The 20,848-nt window shown below is 65.6% G+C and carries 22 protein-coding genes and 1 tRNA gene; 8 read left to right on the top strand and 15 right to left on the bottom strand.

The genetic code is table 11. The annotated features are described in order from the left end of the window. Window positions 1-9: 9 nt before the first annotated feature. The 5 genes from BLW05_RS07420 to BLW05_RS07400 all read right to left on the bottom strand — a co-directional run bounded on the left by BLW05_RS07420 (window position 10) and on the right by BLW05_RS07400 (window position 4,369). Entirely contained in the window at window positions 10-717 is a 708-nt protein-coding gene (locus BLW05_RS07420; protein WP_093161456.1) for an ABC transporter ATP-binding protein, read from the bottom strand. Continuing rightward, window positions 704-1,468 carry an ABC transporter ATP-binding protein gene (locus BLW05_RS07415; RefSeq protein WP_093161455.1) on the bottom strand — a complete coding sequence of 255 codons (765 nt, stop codon included), beginning with the start codon at window positions 1,466-1,468 and terminating at the stop codon, window positions 704-706. Before BLW05_RS07415 ends, BLW05_RS07420 begins: the two co-directional genes overlap by 14 nt. Then, a complete protein-coding gene (locus BLW05_RS07410; protein ID WP_093161453.1) occupies window positions 1,461-2,462 on the bottom strand; it encodes a branched-chain amino acid ABC transporter permease in 1,002 nt (333 codons plus the stop codon). The genes BLW05_RS07415 and BLW05_RS07410 overlap by 8 nt, the downstream gene beginning before the upstream one ends. Beyond that, window positions 2,462-3,328, bottom strand: coding sequence for a branched-chain amino acid ABC transporter permease (locus BLW05_RS07405; protein WP_093161452.1), 867 nt, complete (start codon window positions 3,326-3,328; stop codon window positions 2,462-2,464). Before BLW05_RS07405 ends, BLW05_RS07410 begins: the two co-directional genes overlap by 1 nt. Window positions 3,329-3,475: 147 nt before the next feature. Continuing rightward, window positions 3,476-4,369: a DUF3014 domain-containing protein gene (locus BLW05_RS07400; RefSeq protein ID WP_093161451.1), complete on the bottom strand. Its 894-nt coding sequence runs from the start codon at window positions 4,367-4,369 to the stop codon at window positions 3,476-3,478. 36 nt (window positions 4,370-4,405) lie between these two features. Here BLW05_RS07400 and BLW05_RS07395 point away from each other — a divergent pair, with 36 nt between their 5' ends. The 3 genes from BLW05_RS07395 to BLW05_RS07385 all read left to right on the top strand — a co-directional run bounded on the left by BLW05_RS07395 (window position 4,406) and on the right by BLW05_RS07385 (window position 6,919). Beyond that, window positions 4,406-5,035, top strand: coding sequence for a flavin reductase family protein (locus tag BLW05_RS07395; protein WP_093161450.1), 630 nt, complete (start codon window positions 4,406-4,408; stop codon window positions 5,033-5,035). A gap of 145 nt (window positions 5,036-5,180) precedes the next feature. Then, window positions 5,181-5,462 carry a hypothetical protein gene (locus BLW05_RS07390; protein ID WP_093161448.1) on the top strand — a complete coding sequence of 94 codons (282 nt, stop codon included), beginning with the start codon at window positions 5,181-5,183 and terminating at the stop codon, window positions 5,460-5,462. Between the two features lie 8 nt (window positions 5,463-5,470). Continuing rightward, window positions 5,471-6,919, top strand: a complete 1,449-nt coding sequence (locus BLW05_RS07385; RefSeq protein WP_093161447.1) for a flavin-containing monooxygenase — start codon at window positions 5,471-5,473, stop codon at window positions 6,917-6,919. 43 nt (window positions 6,920-6,962) lie between these two features. On the opposite strand, the gene BLW05_RS07380 is transcribed toward BLW05_RS07385, so the two are convergent. Together BLW05_RS07380 and BLW05_RS07375 are read right to left on the bottom strand one after the other, a co-directional pair. Continuing rightward, window positions 6,963-7,038: transfer RNA gene (locus BLW05_RS07380), tRNA-Gly, on the bottom strand. A 94-nt stretch (window positions 7,039-7,132) separates the two neighbouring features. Further along, on the bottom strand, window positions 7,133-7,693 hold the full coding sequence (locus BLW05_RS07375; protein WP_093161445.1) for a hypothetical protein: 561 nt from the start codon (window positions 7,691-7,693) through the stop codon (window positions 7,133-7,135). Between the two features lie 235 nt (window positions 7,694-7,928). On the opposite strand from BLW05_RS07375, the gene mnmH reads away from it, so the two are divergent. After that, the gene (gene mnmH, locus BLW05_RS07370) at window positions 7,929-8,996 is read left to right on the top strand and encodes a tRNA 2-selenouridine(34) synthase MnmH (RefSeq protein ID WP_093161444.1); all 1,068 of its coding nucleotides are present in this window, start codon (window positions 7,929-7,931) and stop codon (window positions 8,994-8,996) included. Between the two features lie 3 nt (window positions 8,997-8,999). Here the strand turns inward: mnmH and BLW05_RS07365 are convergent, their stop codons facing one another. From BLW05_RS07365 to BLW05_RS07350, 4 genes are all read right to left on the bottom strand, one after another. Continuing rightward, window positions 9,000-10,328 (bottom strand): ABC transporter ATP-binding protein, encoded by a 1,329-nt coding sequence (locus BLW05_RS07365; RefSeq protein WP_093161442.1) that lies wholly within the window; start codon window positions 10,326-10,328, stop codon window positions 9,000-9,002. A 17-nt stretch (window positions 10,329-10,345) separates the two neighbouring features. After that, a complete protein-coding gene (locus tag BLW05_RS07360; RefSeq protein WP_093161441.1) occupies window positions 10,346-12,067 on the bottom strand; it encodes an ABC transporter permease in 1,722 nt (573 codons plus the stop codon). 95 nt (window positions 12,068-12,162) lie between these two features. Beyond that, entirely contained in the window at window positions 12,163-12,756 is a 594-nt protein-coding gene (locus tag BLW05_RS07355) for a carboxymuconolactone decarboxylase family protein (RefSeq protein ID WP_256330094.1), read from the bottom strand. A 17-nt stretch (window positions 12,757-12,773) separates the two neighbouring features. After that, window positions 12,774-13,958, bottom strand: a complete 1,185-nt coding sequence (locus BLW05_RS07350; protein WP_093161438.1) for a YbfB/YjiJ family MFS transporter — start codon at window positions 13,956-13,958, stop codon at window positions 12,774-12,776. A 66-nt stretch (window positions 13,959-14,024) separates the two neighbouring features. Between BLW05_RS07350 and BLW05_RS07345 the strand changes: the two genes are divergently transcribed. Then, window positions 14,025-14,891, top strand: a complete 867-nt coding sequence (locus BLW05_RS07345) for a LysR family transcriptional regulator (protein WP_093161437.1) — start codon at window positions 14,025-14,027, stop codon at window positions 14,889-14,891. 117 nt (window positions 14,892-15,008) lie between these two features. Here BLW05_RS07345 and BLW05_RS07340 read toward each other — a convergent pair whose 3' ends face one another. The 3 genes from BLW05_RS07340 to BLW05_RS07330 form a co-directional block, all read right to left on the bottom strand. After that, window positions 15,009-15,458 (bottom strand): hypothetical protein, encoded by a 450-nt coding sequence (locus BLW05_RS07340; protein ID WP_143044789.1) that lies wholly within the window; start codon window positions 15,456-15,458, stop codon window positions 15,009-15,011. After that, window positions 15,458-16,048 (bottom strand): LysM peptidoglycan-binding domain-containing protein, encoded by a 591-nt coding sequence (locus BLW05_RS07335; RefSeq protein ID WP_256330093.1) that lies wholly within the window; start codon window positions 16,046-16,048, stop codon window positions 15,458-15,460. The genes BLW05_RS07340 and BLW05_RS07335 overlap by 1 nt, the downstream gene beginning before the upstream one ends. Before the next feature lie 480 nt (window positions 16,049-16,528). Beyond that, window positions 16,529-18,223, bottom strand: a complete 1,695-nt coding sequence (locus tag BLW05_RS07330; protein ID WP_093161432.1) for a long-chain fatty acid--CoA ligase — start codon at window positions 18,221-18,223, stop codon at window positions 16,529-16,531. A gap of 196 nt (window positions 18,224-18,419) precedes the next feature. On the opposite strand from BLW05_RS07330, the gene BLW05_RS07325 reads away from it, so the two are divergent. From BLW05_RS07325 to BLW05_RS07315, 3 genes are all read left to right on the top strand, one after another. Continuing rightward, window positions 18,420-18,860: an OsmC family protein gene (locus tag BLW05_RS07325; protein WP_093161431.1), complete on the top strand. Its 441-nt coding sequence runs from the start codon at window positions 18,420-18,422 to the stop codon at window positions 18,858-18,860. Window positions 18,861-19,130: 270 nt separating this feature from the next. Next, the gene (locus tag BLW05_RS07320) at window positions 19,131-19,310 is read left to right on the top strand and encodes a hypothetical protein (protein WP_093161429.1); all 180 of its coding nucleotides are present in this window, start codon (window positions 19,131-19,133) and stop codon (window positions 19,308-19,310) included. A gap of 134 nt (window positions 19,311-19,444) precedes the next feature. Then, entirely contained in the window at window positions 19,445-19,873 is a 429-nt protein-coding gene (locus tag BLW05_RS07315; RefSeq protein WP_218135152.1) for a hypothetical protein, read from the top strand. A gap of 45 nt (window positions 19,874-19,918) precedes the next feature. On the opposite strand, the gene BLW05_RS07310 is transcribed toward BLW05_RS07315, so the two are convergent. Further along, entirely contained in the window at window positions 19,919-20,827 is a 909-nt protein-coding gene (locus tag BLW05_RS07310; RefSeq protein WP_093161428.1) for a LysR family transcriptional regulator, read from the bottom strand. Window positions 20,828-20,848: the final 21 nt, after the last annotated feature.

Genomic DNA, 20,848 nt, shown 5'->3' with positions numbered 1-20,848 from the left:
CGCGTCATGTCATCCGCCGATGTACGCAGCGCGCACGGCTTCGTTGTTGAGCAGCGAATCGCGGTCGCCTTCGAGCGTGATGTGGCCGCGCTCGATGACGTAGGCGCGATGGGCGATCGCCAGCGCCGAGTACGCGTTCTGCTCCGCCAGCAGCACCGTGGTGCCGGCCTGGTTGATGCGCTGGATCACTTCGAACACCTGCTTGACGATCAGCGGCGCGAGCCCGAGCGACGGTTCGTCGAGCAGCAGCAGCTTGGGCCGGCCGAGCAGCGCGCGGCCGATGGCGACCATCTGCTGCTGGCCGCCGGAGAGCGAACCGGCCGGATGGTCCTGCTTCTTCTCGAGGATCGGGAACAGGCTGAACACCTCGTCGATGGAGCGCTGGATGCCGGCCTTGTCGCGGCGATGCACATAAGCGCCCAGCGTGAGGTTCTTGCGCACCGACATCATCGGGAACAGCTTGCGCCCCTCGGGGCAATGCACGAGGCCCGACGCGACGATCTGCGCGGGGCGCTGGCCGATGAGCTCGCGATCGCCGAAGCGGATGCTGCCCGCGCTCGGCTTCTGGATGCCGCTCGCCGCCATGAAGATCGATGTCTTGCCCGCGCCGTTCGCACCGAGCAGCACCACCAGCTCGCCAGGCGCTGCGTGCAGCGACACGCCGCTCAGCGCGCGAAAGCTGCCGTAATGCAGGTCGACGTTCTCAAACCGCAACATGGTCCGTCCCCAGGTAGGCCTCGATCACATGCGGATCGCGGCGGATCTCGGCGGGCGTTCCTTCGGCGATCTTCGCGCCGTTGTTGAGCACGACGATCTTGTCGGCCAGCCGCATGATCATGTCCATCTTGTGTTCGATCAGGCACACGGTCTTGCCGTGGTCCACCAGCTTGCGGATCAGCGCCGCAAGGCCGACGGTCTCCTCCGGATTCACGCCGCCCGCGGGTTCGTCGAGCAGCAGCAGTTCCGGATCGGTCGCGAGCGCGAGCGCGAAGGCCACGCGCTTGCGCTCCTCCTGCGTGATGTCGGCCGCGATGCGGTTGGCGATGTGCGAGGCACCGACGAAATCGAGCGCCTCGCGCGCCTTCTCGCGGCACAGGCGCTCTTCCTCCTGCAGCCGCTTCGAGTTGGCGAGCACGTCCCACAGGCCCGAGCGGGTGCGCAGGCGATGGCCGACGATCAGGTTGTCGAGCACGCTCGCGTTGTCGAACAGGTGCGTGGTCTGGAAGGTGCGCGCAATGCCGAGCCGCGCCACATGGTCGGGCCGCATGCCCGTGACGTCCTGGCCCTTGAAGGTGATGCGGCCCGACGTCGGCTTGTGCGTGCCGGCGACAAGGTTGAAGAAGGTGGTCTTGCCTGCGCCGTTCGGGCCGATGATGGCGCTCACTTGGCCGCGCTCGAAGCGCGTGGTCACCGAATCGACCGCTGTGAGCCCGAAGAACTGCTTCGTCAGTTGGTCAATCTCAAGCATGGGACTTCGCCTCCGTCACGGCGACCTGCGCCCGGCCTTCGCCCTGAACCGCATCCGCGCGACGCGCGCGACGCTTGAGCCAGGTGCCGACGATGCCATCCGGCAGGAAGATGATCAGCGCCACCAGCAGCGGGCCGAAGACGACCATGCGGTAGTCCTGCAGGAACTGCAGGCTCTGCGTCAGCGCCGTGACAAGGAAGGTGCCGACCAGCGGCCCCAGCAGCGTGCCCACGCCGCCGACCAGCACGAACATGATCAGGTCGAAGGTCACGGCCTCGCTCGCGAGATCCGGCCCCAGAAATCGCACCTGCCCCGCATAGAGAGCACCGGCGAAGCCCGCATAGATCACCGACAGCACGAAGGACAGCGTCTTGGTGCGCATCAGGTCGATGCCCAGCGCCTCCGCGAGATCGTCGCTGTTGCGCACCGCCATGAAGCTGCGTCCGAGCAGCGAGCGCACGATGCGCGCCATCACCCAGATCCCCAGCGCGAGAAAGGCCAGCACCAGGTAGTACTGCGCGAGCGGCGTGTCGAAGCGCACCGGCCCGATGCCTGTCGGCGCGGGAATGCCCATGATGCCGACCGGCCCGTGCGTGAGGCTTTCCCACTTCTCGATGAGCAGGAAGAGGATGTAGCTCACGCACAGCGTGAAGATCGAGAAGTAGTGGCCGCGCAGCCGCAGCGACAGCAGGCCGATGAAATAGCCCAGCACGCCGGTCACCACGCCCGCAAGCGCGAAGGCGATCCAGAACGGCACCTGGTGATCGACCGTCAGGATGCCGACCGTGTACGCGCCGATCGCCATGAAGGCCCCGTGCGCGAGGTTGAACTGGCCCGTGTAGCCGGTGATGAGGTTCAGCCCCAGCGCAGCGATGGCCATGATGAAGGCCAGCGTCGCCACCGAGATCAGGTAGTTGTTCGGCGCGACGAGCGGGAACGCCAGCGCCAGCGCGGCGAGCAGTGCCCAGCCGGCCTTTCCTTCGAGCAGGCGCATCAGCGGGCTCCCCTCATGGTGAACAGCCCCTGCGGGCGGAAGGAAAGGATCACCACCAGCAGCACGAACGCGATGATGTCCTTGTAGTCGGTGGACACGTAGAAGCCGCCGAAGCTCTCGGCCATGCCGATGATCAGCCCGCCGACGATCGCGCCCGGGAAGCTGCCCATGCCGCCGAGGATGATGATCACGAAGGCCTTGGTGATGACCAGATTGCCCATCGCCGGATAGACCAGGTTGATGGGTGCGTAGAGCACTGCAGCGATCGCAGCCAGCGCGCCCGAGATCGCGAACACCAGCAGCGTGACGCGGGATGCGTCGATGCCCACCAGCGCTGCGCCATCACGGTTCTGCGCCATCGCGATGATGGTCGAGCCGATTACGGTGTGGTTGAGGAACAGATGCAGCAGCACCATCAGCCCGAACGCGCCCGCGATGATCAAGAGGCGCTGCAGCGGCGCGGTGAGGCCGAAGATCTCGACCACCTGCCCATAGGGCGTCGGCATGCGATGGAAATCCGCGCCGAAGAGCGCCTGCGCGCCGGCTTCGAGAAACAGCAGGATGCCGATGGCCGCGATCATGTCGTGCAGCTCCGGCGCGTTGCGCAGCGGATGGAACACCAGCCGCTGGGCGAGCATCGAGATCACCGCGACCACCACCGCCGCGCCGGCCATCGCGACCCAGTAGTTCAGGCCGAGCTTGGCCATCAGGTAGTAGCCGGCGAACGCGCCCGACATGTAGAACGCGCCGTGCGCGAAATTCGGCACGTGCAGGATGCCGTAGACGAGTGTCAGCCCCAGGGCCACGAGGCTGTAGACGCCGCCGATGGTGAGGCCGTTGAGAAGTTGCTGAAAAAACAGTTCCACTGGGTTCCTCGGCTGTCCCGTGCGCGCCGAGGATGCGCCGGGGCTGTATCGAAGCGGCCCATTGTGGAAGCGTGCTGCGCCACGCCGACTAAGGTTTCTCCCGAGATCGCGTCGCCTAGGAGACTCGCGTTCCTACCGTCGGGTAGGTCACTTCTTCGCCATCGTCCCGGTCGCGACAAGGCGGCGCAGTTCGGAGAGCCGGGCCTTCATGCGCCGCTCGTTTACCGGCCCCATGCGGATCAGGAGCTTCTGCCCCGCCGAGAGCGCCTCGAGCTGCGGATCGACGAATTCGTAGCGCGTCCAGGGGTTCGCCAGCGGCATCTCGCCCTTCACTTCGGTGATCTTGACCTGGATCGGCCCAGTGGGCTCGGGCGTCTTCAGCAGATGGTCGAGCACCGCCACCAATCGATCATTGAAGTAGCGGTTCGGATAGCCGAGCTCCTCAAAGGCTTCCTGGAACAGCGGATAGAGACGCGCATAGAGCGCCACCGCGCGCGCAGGGTCGATCGATTCGACGAAGAGCACGAAGGGCGTGTAGCGCGCACCGTTGTCGGGGCTGATCGTCTTCACTTCGCCGTTGCCCTGGACCGCGAAACGCTGCGGTGTCGGCAGCACCGGCCACACGCGCGCGGTCGCATGCTCGCGCGGCAGGTTGTCGACGGTCGCGACCGCGCGGCGCACGAAGCCGTCGAGCTGCAGGAAGGACATGACATTCTTGCGGCCGAGCAGATCGTTGAGTGCGCTCGTCACGTGCGAGTCGGCATCATTCAGCGCAGGCAGCGACTTCTCGGGCTCCGCGAGGTTGTCCATCGGGTTCTGCGGCCCCGTCGCGACCGGCGGCTGCGGGGGCACGTCGGCGGGCACTGCCTGGGGTTGGGGCGCGGTCGCGGTGGGCGGGGCCTCGGGCGGTGCCTCCTTTTGCTGCGACCAGCGCCACCAGCCGAACGCGGCGACGAGTACCGCCACGATGACCACCACCGGGATCCACATCGAGGATTCGCGTGCTGGCCTGAATTCTGCTGGGTCGTCGTACTGGGGCATGGTGGAATGCTCCTCTCTCACTTTTCAAAAATCATCATGGACGTTGATTTCTCGCAGCTCACCGAGTACCAGCGCTACAAGTTGATGGCAAGCCTGATCGTGCCGCGCCCGATCGCGCTTGTCACGACGATCGGCGTGGACGGCGTGGTCAACGCGGCGCCGTTCAGCATGTTCAACATGCTCGGCGAAGAGCCACCCATCGTGATGATCAGCGTGAACCGCCTTCAGGACAACGCTCTCAAGGATACGGCGGCCAACATCGTGCGTACCGGCGAATTCGTCGTCCACCTCGCGGACGAGGACATTGCCGAGCAGATGCACCGCTGCGGCGATCGGCATCCGCCGCATGTGAGCGAGCTCGACGTGGTTCGATTCACCGCGCTGCCGAGCCGCGCCGTGAAGCCGCCGCGCATCGCGGAGGCGCCGGTTGCCTTCGAATGCACGCTGTGGGAAACGCTGGAAACCGACAGCCGGCAGATCTTCATCGGCCAGGTGCGCTGGATGCACGCCCGCGACGAACTGATCGACACCGAGACCTGGCGCGTGCGGCTGCAGCACTACTTCCCGGTGGGGCGTTTCGGCGCGAGCTTCTACGTGAAGACGCGCGAGCGCTACTCGCTGGCGGCGCAGGGTGGCACGCGCAGCACCCCGATCGACGAGATGTAGGCAATCCTTCCACTCTACTTCTTTGTCCACCGCTGAGTCACTGGCCGGGCGGCCTACCTCAATCGTGGAATCCGGCTGACATGCACGAGATCGGCGAATCACGTTACAACTGCTTCCTTGCAGGCTCACGTATTCGGAGGAACCGATGTTCAACATCTTCCAGCCCCATCGAAACGGTCATCTTCGTCGCATCATGACCCTGCTCGAAGAGGCCAACCTGGCCCGCATCGAGCACCAGGCCGCCGCGGAGCACCACGGCGCCCTCGCCCGCATGTATGCGGAACGCGCCAAGCGATTGGAGCGCGAGGTCTACGGGACGTCGCACGTGCCGCTGGGTGAAGGTGCAGGGACGCCGAAGCTTCCGGACGAAAAGCCGGTCGTCTATGCGCTTGGTGGCAACCGGCAGGGCGGCCAGTCCAAAGCCTGACGGGCCTCATGGCCGGTGACTTCGTCGACGTGCTGATCGTCGGCGCCGGGTTGTCCGGCATCGGTGCGGCCGCCCACCTGCAGCGGCACTGCCCCGAACTCAGCGTGGTCATCCTCGAAGCGCGCGACGCGCTGGGTGGCACCTGGGACCTCTTCCGCTATCCAGGCGTGCGGTCGGACTCGGACATGCATACCCTGGGCTATTCGTTCCGTCCGTGGACGGATGCGCGTTCCATCGCCGATGGGCGCTCCATCCTCGAATACCTGCAAGCGACCGCACGCGAGACCGGCGTCGATCGCCTGATCCGCTATCGCCACCGCGTGCGTTCGGCGAGCTGGTCATCGGCCGATGCGCGGTGGACCGTCGAGGCCGAATGCGATTCCGGCGAACGCATCGTCCTGCGATGTGGCTTCCTGCTGGTGTGCAGCGGCTACTACGACTACGCGGAAGGCTACACGCCCGCCTTTCCGGGACTCGAACGCTTCGGCGGCCGCGTGGTGCATCCCCAACACTGGACGGACGACATCGACCATGCCGGCAAGCGCGTCGTCGTGATCGGCAGCGGGGCGACGGCCGTCACACTGGTGCCGGAACTCGCCAGGACCGCTGCGCACGTGACGATGCTGCAGCGCTCACCGTCCTACGTGCTGAGCCTTCCGACGGTGGACCCGATCGCCCGATGGCTGCGGCGCCACGTCGGGGACGGGGCTTCGCATGCCTTGACGCGCTGGAAGAACGTGCTGCTTTCCGTGGGGATCTTCAAGCTGTGCAGGCGCAGGCCGGCATTCGCGAAGGCGACGCTGCTGAAGCTGGTGAGACGGCAGCTCGGTCCCGACTACGACATCGACAGGCACTTCACGCCAAGCTACAACCCGTGGGAGCAGCGCCTGTGCTTCGTGCCCGACGGCGACCTCTTCAAGGCCATCCGAAAAGGACGCGCCAGCGTCGTCACCGACACGATCGAATCCTTCACCGAGACCGGCCTGCGGCTTGCGAGCGGGGCGGAGCTGCCCGCGGACCTCGTCGTGACCGCCACCGGCCTGAAGCTGAAGCTGGTCGGTGGCCTCGAGATGCGTGTGGATGGACGCAAGCTCGCCCCGGCCGAACTGGTCAACTACAAGGGGGTGCTGTTCGCTGGCGTGCCGAACTTCGCCAGCATCTTCGGCTACACGAACGCGTCGTGGACACTGAAGGCCGACCTCGCCGCCATCTTCGTCTGCCGGCTGCTCAATCACATGAAGCAGACTGGCGCACGGCAATGCGTGCCTCGCGCGGACGACGGAGCCATGACGCTGCACCCGTGGGTCGACTTCTCGTCGGGCTACTTCCAGCGCGTGATGGACCAGTTGCCCAAGCAAGGCACGAAGAAGCCGTGGAAGCTGAACCAGAACTACCTCGCCGACCTCGTGACGCTGCGATTCGGCGCGGTGGACGATGGGGTGATGCGCTTTTCGTGAAAAGCGGAGACGAAAAAAAGAGGCCGAAGCCTCTTTTTTTGAATGGAGCGGGAAACGAGACTCGAACTCGCGACCTCAACCTTGGCAAGGTTGCGCTCTACCAACTGAGCTATTCCCGCGTTGTTTCGCGTTTTGCGAAGCCTCGCAGTATAGCTTGAAATCGTGCATGCCCGGAGTCGCGCGGAAAGATTTTCGTCGGCTTCGCAACACGCATCAGAACCGGCGGTTGTACGTGAAGATCAGGCCGGCGGCGCCGAGCATGTTGACCTGCACTGCGTCGAACGGCGTGATCCGATAGCCGATGCCGGGAATGATCCCCAGCCCGAAGCCATCGTGATTGAAGGGCACCTTGTTCTCGTACTCGCCCTTGTAGCCGTAGAGGACCCCGCCGGTCAGCTTCAAGTAGAGCGACGGATAGCCGAACAGGTTGTCCCAGCGGTAGCCGTAGTACGCATAGGCCGAGGGTTGACCGAACGAGTTGTTGAACGCCGAGAAACCCCAGATGGTTCCATCGGCGTGGGACCACTGCGGCGCCCCGGGCAGGCTGCCCTCGATGCCCAGCAGATAGACGTGCTTGTGCTCGCTCTCGTTGCTCCAGTGCACCGCGAACGGGCCGATCACCAGTTCCCAGTAGGGCTTGCCGTCGAAGCGTGCAGCCGGTGATTCTTGTGGCTGCAACTGCTGCGGCTGCTGCTGCGCCTCCTGCGCCTTTGCGGCGTTAGAAGACAGCGCGATCAACAGGCATGCGAGGCCCGCGCCGGCACGATGAATCATGGAAGCTCCATTTCTTGAACTGCGGATCCGGCCTCGTGCCCCGCCGGACGGCACGCTTGGCGCGCGTGCCAGAATCTCCGATTGAAGACCGGTGCAGCCTCGTAGCCGCCACCGTGCGAAAACGCCGTGAGGACAATCAGTTTCATGTGGGTGATTTTTCGAGGCCTCCGGAACTGCCCGGCATTGTGCCAAGTCCGTGAGTTTTGCGCGCCGTCCGCCACCGCCTGAATAGACCATGAACCGCTCCCCTGTCCGTGTGGCCGATCTGCCCGCGTTCGACACCCTCATCGACGCACGCTCGCCGGCCGAGTTCGCGCTGGACCACATTCCTGGCGCCATCAACTGCCCGGTCCTCGACGACGAGGAGCGCCGCATCGTCGGCACACTCTACAAGCAGCAGGGCGCGTTCGAGGCGCGGCGGGTCGGCGGCGCGATGGTGGCGGCCAATCTCGCGAAGCATCTGCGCGAGCGCTTCGCCGACCGGCCGTCGAACTGGAAGCCGCTCGTGTACTGCTGGCGCGGCGGCATGCGCAGCGGCTCGATGGTGACGTGGCTGCGACTCGTCGGCTGGGATGCGCAGCAGCTCTCCGGCGGCTACAAGCGCTTTCGCCAACACGTGATCGAGCAGATCGAGGCACTCTCCCCTCGCCTGCCGCTGCGCGTGCTGTGCGGCGCAACGGGCAGCGCGAAGACCCGCGTCCTGCAGGCACTCGCCACGCGCGGGGCGCAGATGCTCGATCTCGAAGGATTCGCCAGGCACAAGGGCTCGCTGCTCGGCGCGCTCCCGGGAACGCCCCAGCCTTCGCAAAAAGCCTTCGAAACCTGCATCGCGCAGGTGCTCGATGGCATCGATCTCGCCCGCCCGCTCTACGTGGAAGGCGAAAGCCCGCGCATCGGGCGCATCGCCGTGCCGATTCCCCTGGTGGCGCGCATGCGTGCGAGCCCGTGCATCGAGATCGCCGCGACGCCCGAGGCGCGTCTCGCCTACCTGCTGCGCGACTACGCCTACCTCGGTGACGACGGCGAGGCCCTGGCGACGCAGCTCGGCCTGCTCAAGGAGCTGCAGGGCAAGGAAACCGTGCAGCGCTGGCAGGCCTGGGCGCGCGGCTGCGAACTTGCCCCGCTCTTCGCGGAACTGATGGCCCTGCACTACGACCCGCACTACGCGCGCTCGCAAGCGCAGCACTTCGCGACGTGGGCCGACCGGCAGCGCGTCGAATCCGACGATCTCTCCGAGCAAGGCATCGAGCGGCTGGCCGATGCGATCCTTGCACTGGAAACACGCGACGCTCGCAAGCCCTGAGCGTCAGCCCGGTCCCGCCGACGGTTCTTCGGTTTCCTCCTCGCCTACCGGCAGGTGGATGAGGCCGGTGCGCAGGTCGTACTCGAACACCTCGCCGTAGCGGCCCCATTCGATCGCGGTACGCAGCACGCGCTCTGCCGTGGGTTCGTCGAGGCTTTCCTTCAGCAATTCGAGGAACGGCTCCTGTGGCAGCTCGCCTGAAGGCGCCTGCTCCAGACTGTGGCGGATATGCGCGGCCAGCGGCACGTGCGCCAGCAGCTGCTGACCCAGCAACTGCTGCCGGAGCGTGTGCGTGCCCGCGACGTACCGCCTGCCCAGCTCGGAGAGATGCAGGTCTCCATCCGCCAGCTTGGCGAAACCCAGCAGTGCAAGCGCCTGCGCGAGCGGCAGCAGGTCATGGTCGGCGAGTTCGGTTTCCTCGGCGAGCTGCGGCAGGTCGGCGCGTCCATCCCGGTCGTCGTCGACCAGCATTTCCAGCAGTGCCTCCATGCGGCCGATGTCCGCTTCGGGCAGCCGATCACCCAGATGCATGCGCGCCGGCTCCTCGGCGGCACGGCCGGCGGCAGGCGCACGCTCCGTCATCAGCGCATACGCCTCGTCGACCAAGGCGCGCACCTCGAGGCTGTCCGCATCGCGCGGCCGCGGCAGATGGATCGGCAGCTCGACGCGCACCCGCCCCGGATCGGCCGCGAAGATCAGGATGCGGTCGGCCATCAGCACCGCTTCCTCGATGTTGTGCGAGACGATGAGCATCGCCTTGGTCGGCATCGCGCCGCTGCCCCAGAGCTGCAGGATGTCGTCGCGCAGGCGCTCGCCGGTCAGCACGTCGAGCGCGGAGAACGCCTCGTCCATCAGCAGCACCTCGGGCTCGATCACCAATGCACGCGCGATGCCCACGCGCTGCCGCATGCCGCCCGAGAGTTCGCGCGGCAAGGCGCCCTCGAAGCCGGCGAGTCCGATGAGGTCGATCGCCGTGCTCGCGCGACGGGCGCGCTCATCCGCCGCGATGCCGCGTGCCTCCAGACCGAGCTCGACGTTCTGCTGCACGGTGAGCCACGGAAACAGCGCGAACGACTGGAACACCATCGCGATGCCGCGCGCCGGCGCGTAGAGCGGCTGGCCGCGATAGCTCACGCTGCCCGCGTCCACGCCGATGAGGCCGGCCAGGATGCGCAGCAGCGTCGACTTGCCCGAGCCGGACTGGCCGAGCAGCGCCACGATCTCGCCTTCGGCCAGCCGGAAATCCACGCCTTCGAGCACCGCGCGCGGCGCGCCGTCGGCCGAGCGGAAGGACTTGCCCACGCCCTTGAGTTCGATGATGGCTTCGGCCATGCGCTTTCCTCTCGATTTCAGACCCTGGTCTCCGCTCGCTCATAGAGCTTGCGCCAGACGAAATGGTTCATGCCCATGACGAACACGCACATCACCCCGATGCCGAGCGCGATGCGCGGAAAGTCGCCGATCGCGGTCATGTGTGCGATGTAGCTGCCCAGGCCCGCCGCCTGCAGGGTGGTGTCGCCCCACGTCACGTACTCGGCGACGATGCTCGCGTTCCAGGACCCGCCGCTCGCGGTGATCGCGCCGGTGACGAAGCTCGGGAACACCGCCGGAAGCAGATAGCGCCGCCACTTAAGCCAGCCGGTGAGCCCGAGGTTCTCCGCCGCGTAGCGCAGCTCGGTCGGGATGGTCGACGCGCCCGCGATCACGTTGAAGAGGAGATACCACTGCGTGCCCAGCACCATCAGCGGCGCGAGCCAGATGTTGGGGTTGAGCTGCCAGCGCACGATGAACAGCACCGCCACCGGGAACATCAGGTTCGCCGGAAAGGCCGCAAGGAACTGCGCGACCCCCTGCAGACGTCCGGCCCAGCGCGGATTCATGCCGATCCACACGCCGATCGGCACCCACACCAGCGCCGCCAGCGCGATCAGCACCAGCACGCGCACCATCGTGTAGAAGCCCAGGACGAAGACATGCACCACCTCGGACCAGCCGACTTCGGTATGGATGAAGCGCACGAGCCACACCACCGCCAGCAGCACCGCGGCCGCGATGGTGGCGTCCCAGACGCGCGTCACCGCCGGATCGGGCGGACGCGGACGGGCCTTGATCGAGGTGCCGTCGAAATCGCGCCGGAACAGCACCAGCGCCCGTTCGAACGGCCGCATCGCGCCGATGATGATGCGCTTGATGCGGTCCGTGCGACGCAGCCACGTCAGCAGCCACGAACGCGGCGCCTCTTCCGTGCTGCCTTCCTCGAAGCGGAACTTGTCGGCCCATGCGATCAGCGGACGGAAGAAGAGCTGGTCGTACAGCGTGATGCCGATCAGCATCCCGCCGATGGCCCAGCCGATCGCGCCGAGGTCGCGCGCCTCGATCGCCATCGCGATGTACGAGCCGACACCCGGCAGCTTGATGTTCTGGTTCGACACCGAGATCGCTTCCGAAGCGACCACGAAGAACCAGCCGCCGGACATCGACATCATCATGTTCCACAGCAGCCCCGGCGCCGCGAAGGGCAGCTCGAGCCGCCAGAAGCGATGCCACGGCGAGAGCTGGAACACCGACGCTGCCTCGCGCAGTTCCGGCGGCACCGTGCGCAGCGATTGGTACAGGCTGAACGCCATGTTCCACGCCTGCGAGGTGAAGATCGCGAAGATCGCCGCGCATTCCACGCCGAGCAGGTTGCCCGGAAACAGCGCGATGAAACCGGTGACGGTGATCGACAGAAAGCCGAGGATGGGAATCGACTGGAGGATGTCCAGCATCGGCACCAGGATCTTCTCCGCGATCCGGTAGCGGGTCGCGAGCACCGCGAACACGCAGGCAAACACCAGCGATGCGCCCAGCGCGAGGAACATCCGCAGCGTGGTGCGCAGCAGGTAGTACGGCAGCATCCACGGCTCGAGGCTGATCGGCAGCGGCTGGCCCAGCTCGTAGGGGCGCGCCATCTGCGCGCCGCCATAGGCCAGCGCGAACAGCGTCGCGAGCACCAGGGGCAGAAGCGCCCAGTCCCAGCGGTTGCCGCCAGACGCGACCGCCTGACGCGGGAAGAAGCCTTTATCGAACATGTGCGGATCGAAGGGTCGTTTCACGGACCCTGTCCGCGCAGCGCGGATTGTGTCGCCGAAGCGGGCGAAAAGCTGACCTGTAACTGATCTTTAATCTAGAGCGGGAAGGCATCGAGCCCCGGCTGGCCTTCCGCCGGCTTCACCGGCGTGTGGGCCACGTTCATCACCCAGCAGACCATGGTGAAGTAGCCGACGAGGGCACCGAGATCGACCACGGCCGACTTCCCGAAGCGCGATTCCGCCGCGGCGTACGTGGGCTCGCTCACGCCGTGGCTGTGCAGTAGCTCCTGCGCGAAATCGAGCGCGAGCTGTTCGTCTTCAGCCAGCGGCGCGGCCCGGCGGCCGAGGCGCAGGGCCTCGATCGCATCGGCGCTGACCCCGGCCTTGACCGCGGCCGTGGCATGCACGACCCATTCGAACTGATTGCCGACATGCCTCGCCACCGCGCAGGTGACGAGCTCGCGCACGCGGGCGTCCAGCGGGCTGTCGAAGCGCAGGTATTCGCCGAGGCTGCCGATGCGCTCCATGAGCACCGGGCTTTGCAATAGCGGAATGAAGGGGCCGAACACCGCCTTGCGGGGTCCGTCGATCAGCGCCTGCGCGGCCGCACGCTGCGCATCCGTCATCGATTCGGCCGAAGGCATCGGCAGGCGCTCGGCCCAGGGTTGGGTGTGGCCTTGTTGAAGCACGTTGGGGTTCCTTTCGTTCAAGCAATCGCTCGCGGTTCGCGCATCAGCCATGCCGCGCTGCCCAGCAGCGCGACCGCGCCGACCGTCAGGGCAATGAAGAGCCCGCCAAAGCCCTGTGACGACCCGCTCAGGGCGGACGACAGGATCGGGCCGGCCATCTGGCCGATGGCGAACGCGGCGGTCATTCTGCCGAGCGCGCGTGTCGGATCGCCGAGGGTGCTCGCCCTCGCCTCCTGCATGCCGGCCATGGTCGCGACCATGAAAGTGCCGCCGACCAGCAGCGCTGCGGCAAGCACCGTGAGCGCGGAAAGGTGGACCACCGGCAGCAGGCACCCCAGCGCCATCAGCGCGTGGCTTCCCGCAAGCACGCGCCGCCGCGAGATGTGGCCGAGCACCGCCGCCGCGAGCAGCGTCGAGCCCGCGGCCGCGGCGCCGAAGATCGGCCATGCGGCACCGAAGACCGAAGGATCGTCGACCACCGCGCGCGCCAGCACCGGCAGGAAGGTCGCCGGCAGGATGTAGCCGAAGCCGAGAATGCCGTAGCTGAGCACCAGCCCCCACGACACGGCGCCCGGTGCGGTCGCACCATCGCCCGCACGCGGCGCGGCGGCGGCTGCCACCCCGTCGCGCGGCATCAGCGCCGCGACGACCAGGAGCCCCACCAGCGCAAGGATGCCGAGCTGCGCCCAGAGGCTGTCCGGCGACGCACCTGCCGCACCGGCGCGCCAGCAATAGAGCCCCGCGAGCGCGATGCCCACGCCGACGCCCGCATAAAGGAGGCCGGCGCCCGAGGGCCGGTCCAGCCGCGCCAGCCAAGCAAGGCACCAGACGCTGGTGCTCACCAATGCCCACGCACTCGCGGCGCCCGCGACGAAGCGCAGCACCAGCCAGAACGCGACCGAGCCGGACCAACCCATCGCCGCGGTAGAAATCACGATGACCGCAAGCGACACCAGCCCCACGCGCTGCGGCGTGAGCGGCAGGCGCGCCGTGGTCAGCGCACCCAGCAGATAGCCCGCGTAGTTGGCCGCCGCCAGCCAGCCACCGGCTGCCACGTCGAGGCTGCCGGTGCGGATCATCAACGGCAGCATCGGGGTGAAGGCGAATCGGCCGATGCCCATCGCGATCGCCAGCGCCAGCAGACCGGCGACGCAGACGGACAGATAGGAAGGCCGCGACATGGTGAGGGTGGGGTTCGACATGGCATGTCATTAGACGCAGAATGCGAGTCACCCACAAATGAATTATTCAGAACGATCATTCTTCTTATGAGAACCATCGACCTGGACTCCCTAGAGATCTTCCGCACCGTCGTGGCGGAAGGCGGCGTGATCCGCGCGGCGGACAAGCTCAACCGCGTGCAGTCGAACGTCACCACGCGCATCCAGCAGCTCGAGGAGCGGCTCGGGCACAAGCTCTTCCATCGGCAGGGCCGCACGCTTGCGCTGGCCCCGGCGGGCCACAAGCTGCTGCCCTATGCCGATCGCCTGCTGCGACTCGCAGACGAGGCGGAGTCCGAGCTGCGCAGCGATCTGCCGCTGGGCACCTTCCGGCTGGGTTCGCTCGAAAGCACGGCGGGCAGCCGGCTCGCGCCGGTGCTGTCGCGCTTTCACAAGCTCTATCCGGGGGTGGTGGTGGAACTGGTCAGCGGCACCACGGGTGCGCTGCTGAAGCGGGTGAATGCCTTCGAGATCGAAGCTGCGTTCGTGTCGGAACCCTTCTCACCGGCCGGCGTGGAATCGCTGCCGGTGTTCGAAGAAGAGCTGGTGCTCGTCACGGCCCTCAGCGTGACCTCGGTCACGCGGCCGGGCGACCTCGCGAACTCGACACTGATCGCGTTCGCGCAAGGCTGCTCGTACCGCCGCCTGCTCGAACAGTGGCTCGGCAAGGGCGGCGTGTCGCCGTCACGATCGCTGGAGTTCTCTTCCTACCAGGCAATGATCGCCTGCGTGGCCGCAGGCACCGGCTTCGCGATCGTGCCGGTGTCGGTGCTCAAGGCGCTGCGCGCCACGGCGGATGTCCGGCAGCATCCACTGCCGGAACGGGTGCGGCACAACCGGACGCATCTGGTCTGGAAAGGGACGCCCTCGGTGGCGCTCGCGCGGCTCATCGAGATGCTACGAAAGCCACACTAATTCCAAACAGCCAGTCAAGGTGAATCCGATGCGAAGGACGCACGCGCGGGATTGTCGATGAAGACATGCCATGGCCTGAACTCCGGCAGCCTCACCACGTACGTTGAGTTCGAAAGCTCAACGATTCATATCGAACATCATGCAGGAAAGGGCTTGTCGCTCCGGTGCCTGCGAATCGACCCAGCCAGGCTGATCACGTTTCAGGTACGCCTCCATTGAGGGATACGCGGTAGCTTCCCATTGACCGATGTGAGCGTCTGCCTGCGCCAGTTCGAAAATTTCCAGGCCACATTGGCGACTTCGATTCTTGATGCGGAACACGATTCGCGGGTACTGTCCCGACGCGTCCCGCTCCACCACATCATAGGAACTCGACTTGCAGATGCGGTAGGTGGAGATCCACTCCAGCGTCTTCGCCCTGATGTGGATGCCCCCGCTGCAAACCCTGCCGGAAGAGCCGCCAAAATTGCCAGTGAACGGCGTGTCCTCTACAGACAGGGCAGATGCGGCGCTCAAGAACAACGTGGCAGCGGCCCAAACTGCCAAGCGGAATGTGCGGAGCCTCATCATTGTTTCCTCCGGCGCTCCAATGCCCGGAGGACGAAGTCCAGCTTTTCGCGGTATTTGGGGTCCCCGCCACCGTTGTAGTAGCGCGCGATGTTCGATGTGTTGATGAACTTCCAGCCCGTGACCACCCTTCGCATCGACGCCTTCCGGCACTTGAGCACCTGACCGATCGTTAGCCCGTGCACGCCAGGGTTCAGCTGTTTCATCAACTCTTCTGTGCTGCCCTCAGAGCGGGCGATCTTGCTGAGGCTGTCACCTGCTTTGACCGTAACCTGGTAGACCTGCGAACTGGGCTCAGGAACGCTTCGAATAGAAGTGTTTGCCAGTTTGGTCAGCAGGTAGCCAACACCGGCTTCAATGTTGGCCCGAGGGTTACTGGCGGCCGATATGAATGAGACATGCATCGTCGGGGGCACGATCAGATCGCTCCCTTCTTCGCGACGCAACATCACTTGAAGTCCGGGGTCGCCCGCATTTCCAATCTGAAGAGGTTTTGTGGCCCATTGGGGACGAGCAGCGCCGGTCTCCGTCCAAGCCATCGCCTTGACCAACTTCCAGTCCAGAGGGAAATACCCCTGGGTGGTGCGCATCAGATGCGCGTTGTATTGATCGACCGTGGATCGAATGATGTTGTCGTAGGCATCCCACCTTGAGTCGGCACGATCTATGCCCTCCTGCCATGACTCGAATGGAGTCCTATGCCTTATTCCGCCGTGTGTCGCCATCGTTGTGGCCTCCCTTGAGTTTCGGATTTCGCACCCCCAGTCGGAAGAAACCCACTGAGGTCGGCACAGGCCCGATCAGCCAGCCGAGGATTTCGCGTTACTCACAATAGGGACATCACCGCTCTCCGGCGACGAGAAGTTTCTGAATCGGCGCGTAGCGCCCGGATCGGGTCGGTGCCGGACCGCTTCGCGATCGCCAAATGACACGCGCGAATGCAGGGATTGTTTTGCTGTGCCTCGGATGCTCAAGCGAACTGAGCCGCGCGGAGATCACCCGCCTAGTGCGCCGCTGGCCAGCGACAACAACTCATCTCTGGCCAAGGGGCGTGCCGTCGAACTTTGGTTCTAGGCGTCCTTGCTCTCCGCCTCCTGCAGCAGCCGCCACATCACCTTGCCGCTGCCGCTCTTGGGCAGCGCGTCGACGAACTGCACCGCACGCGGAATCTTGTAGACCGCCATGTTCTCGCGGCACCAGTCGATGATCTGCTGCTCGGTCGTGTCCTTGTGCGTCGGGCGCAGCACCACCACCGCCTTGACCGATTCGCCGCGATAAGCATCCTTCATCGCGATCACGCAGGCCTCCTGAATGGCCGGGTGCTTGAACATCAGCAGCTCGACCTCGGCCGGCCAGACCTTGAAGCCGCTCGCGTTGATCATGCGCTTGAGGCGATCAGTCATGAAGAAGTAGCCGTCCTCGTCCATGCGGCCCATGTCGCCGGAGCGGAAGAAGCGCTTACCCTCCAACTCGACGAAGGCGGCCGCCGTGGCGTCGGGACGCTTCCAGTAGCCCTGGAACACCTCGGGACCGTGCGTGATGATCTCGCCCGATTCACCGATGGGCATCTCCTGCAGCGTGTCGGGGTCGACCACGCGCGAGTCGGTGCTCATGTAGGGAATGCCCAGGCACTGCTGCTTCGGGTTCTCGAACGGATTCGCATGCGAGGGCGCGGCCGTCTCGGTCAGGCCGTAGCCTTCCTGGTACTTGAGGCCGAACTGCTCCAGCAGCCGCTGCGCGACCGCCTGCGGCATCGCTGCGCCGCCGCCGCCGATGTAGCTCAGGCTGCTCAGGTCGTAGTTCGCGAAGCTGGGACTCGCCATCAGGTCGATCACCATGGTCGGGATGTTGGTCCAGCTCGTGACCTTGCGGCGCGAGATCAGGCGCCCCGCCATGTCCCGGTCCCACCGCGGCATGATGACCAGCGTGCCAGCGATGAGGATGGTGGTGTGCATCACACTCACCACGCCGGTGATGTGGAACATCGGCACCACCGCGAGGACCACTGCCTCCGACGAACCCAGCCCCCAGATCTGGCCCGCGAAGGCGTTGTGATTCAGGCTCGAATGGTTGTGGATGCAGCCCTTGGGCAGGCCGGTGGTCCCGCTGGTGTAGGGCAGGAGCGCCATGTCGTTGGCACCGACCACGTGCTCCGGCGCGGCATGGCCGGCGTTCATCGCGTCGGTCCAGCTCATCGCCCTGCCGTCCTGCAGTTCGGGCAGCGGATGGTGCGTGAGCAGCCAGTCGCGCCACTGGGGCGGCGGCGCCTCGTCGCCGGTCACCTCGGCGTCGAAGGTGTCGGTGAACTGGGTCACGATGATGTGCGCGAGCCGGTCCTTCGGCTCCAGCGCGTTGCTGGCCTTGGCCAGCTCGGCCGCGAGGTCGCCGGTCGTGATCGCCACCTTGGCGTCGGGGTCGGTGATGTAGTGCTTGAGTTCTTCGGACCGGTTCATCGGGTTGACCGGCACCACGACCGCGTTGGCGCGCAGGATCGCGAAATGCGCGATCACGAGCTGCGGACAGTTCTGCATGTCGAGCACCACGCGGTCGCCGCGCTTCACGCCCAGGGCATGCAGGGTGCCGGCCAGGCGCTCGACCTGCGCCGCGCATTCGCGGTAGGTGATCTCGCTGCCGAAGAACACCATCGCGAGCTTGTCGGGAAAGCGCTCGGCATTCGTCTTGAGGTTGTGCCACAACGAGGTGGCGGGGACGGTGATCGAGCGAGGCAGGCGCTGCGGCCAGAACTTGTAGTGCGGTCGTTCCATACGGTCTCCAAACAGCCCGGAAGCCTACGACGCCACGCGGCAGTGCAGCATGGGGGAAGCCCCGAAATCCGTCACATGGGCGACTCCGAAAGATGCAATCTTTTGTCAATCGACCGCCGGCGGCTGACAGACGGCGCGGCCGATCTGCCGTACAACGGCAGGCTCCGTTCAACCCACCCACCTCGAAGGAGTTCACATGCCAGCAGACAAGCGCGCGAGCGTTCACTGGGAAGGCGCCGGCAAGACCGGCAAGGGGCAGATCAGCACCGAGACCGGCGCACTGAAGGACTACCCCTACGGATTCGCCAGCCGCTTCGAAGACGACAAGCGCGGCACCAACCCCGAGGAAATCCTCGGCGCGGCCCATGCGGGCTGTCTCACGATGGCGTTTGCGTTCGCGCTCGAAGGCGCGGGCTTCACGGCGAAGTCGATCGATACGAAGGCGGCGGTGCGGCTCGCCCAGGATGGCCCGGGCTTCAAGATCGATCGCATTCAGCTTGAATTGGAAGCCGTGATCCCGGGCATCGACGAAGCGAAGTTCCAGGCGCTCGCAGCCGGCGCGAAGGCCGGTTGCCCGCTGTCGAAAGCGCTTGCGAGCGTTCCGGAGATCACGCTGAAGGCAACGCTCAAGAGTTGAGGCCGTCGCTATACTTTGCCGCGTCACGTCACACAAAGGCGTGATCGGGTTTAGCAGCTCGAAGTAGTCGTCAGGAGAGAAGCCGCATTTGAATCGAATGGTTCTGCGGCTTCGTTGTTCGTGCCCCATTTTTTGGCGGCTCGAGCGGGGAGCCGCAAGGCTCGCCGGTTCTCCTCCTGGACTGCCCGGTCTGCTAACCCGTTCGAGTCGCCGCCTCCGTTTAGCAGCGGGCGCTGCGATTTTTGCAAACAGCAGTTCAGGAGGCTCTCAATGGCACACCCTACTTGCGCGCCCGCGCACCCCCAAGACCCCAACCCCTTCCTGCGCGTCATCCGCGAACTCGAAGCGATGAAGCGCCGCAGCGAAGAACAATTGACCAGCCTGCACGAACTGCGCTCGCTGGTCATCCGCACGAGGGACGAGTCCAGACAAGACCCACCCGCGGATTGACCCTGGCGCTGGCCCTGCGGGCGCTCTGTTCACGTTTCCTCGACCCATGAGATAAACAATGTGAACATCGCCCGCACAGGCCCGCTGGCGGTCGCGTTCCCGGCTCGACGGCCAGAGCATCCAAGGAGAATCTGATGACGAGGACGCAAGTGTTGGTGATTGGGTTGGAGCCGGACTTTGTTGACTTCAGCACGATGCCCGATATGAACGCCGAGAAGGTTCGGGCCGGGCTTCAGGCGGACCAGGCAAGACTTGCCGCTCTAGGGTACGAAGCAGAACTCTGCCTGACTGACCTCGGTGACACGGCTGCAGACGTAGTGGCTCAGAAGCTCTCTGAAAAGCTGTTCGACTGCGTGGTCATCGGTGCCGGTATCCGGACCATCCCCGCTTACTTCCTTCTCTTCGAGCAACTGATCAACGTGGTGCATCGAGCTGCCCCCCCCCTCAAGCCCGAATCAGCTTCAACACCAAGCCGAGCGACACAGCCGAAGCCGTCCGGCGTTGGGTGTAGCTGCGTGCGACGTTGCGACCGGTTGAATCCGCAGCCACAAGCGGAAGTTTGACGCTGCGCGGCTCAACGTTCGAGAAGGGGAAGACAGCGGACGCGTTCATTCCGCCGCGATGGTGGCGGCAAGCCGAAGCCCCTCTGCGACGATCTGCGCGGCGCGCGACAAGTAGGGATCCGTCCGAAAGCACACGACGAAACGGCGGGTGGCCCATTCGTCGGACAATGGAATCACGCGAATCGGCAGTGCGTCGACCCATGGGCGCAGCACCTCGCGCGGCAGGATGCCGATTCCGAGGTCGGCCGCGACGACATGGGCCACGCCCTCGAAACTCTCGACTTCAATGCGTGGCAGCAAGGTCTTGCCCGCCACTGCCGCATGCCGGCGCAACATCGTCTCCATCATGCTGCCCGGCATCGCGCTCACATGGTCGTAGCCGAGCGTCTCCGCGAAGGGCACGGACTTCCTTCGGGACAGCGGATGGGCGCGCGAGACCAGGGCGCAGGCATGGTCGGGTCGATAGGGCACGGCCCGCAGCCCCGTCAAGTCTGCGACATCCCAGCACACAGCTAGGTCGGCGGCCCCCTCCTTGACCTGCCGCACCATCTCGGTGGAGGACGCCTCGCGCAGACTCAGCTTCAAAGCCGGGTGCTTTCGAAGCAAGGCGGCGATGTCGGCAGGCAGACGGTGCGACAGCGCCGCCAGGCTCGCGAGGATGCGAACCGTCCCAGCGCCTCCCGTCGCCATGTCGTGCATCGTCGCATGCATGCGGTCCATGCCGGCGAGCACCTCTCGGGCCTGCGATGCAAATGCCTGTCCGGCTTCGGTGGGGCCCATGCCCCCGGCGCCACGCTGCAGCAGCACGATACCGACGTCGTCCTCGAGCGCGGCCATTCGCTTGCTCACGGCCGAGGGCACGATGGACATCCGATCGGCCGCCTTGGTGATGCTTCCCTCTTCGCAAACGGCTAGGAAGAGGCGCAGGGTGACGGGATCGAAATCGGTGCGCATCGTGGCAGGCAAGTTCCAAAC

The sequence above is a fragment of the Variovorax sp. YR216 genome (assembly GCF_900107745.1).
Lineage (GTDB): Bacteria > Pseudomonadota > Gammaproteobacteria > Burkholderiales > Burkholderiaceae_C > Variovorax.
This window is presented reverse-complemented; position numbering and strand designations above follow the sequence as displayed.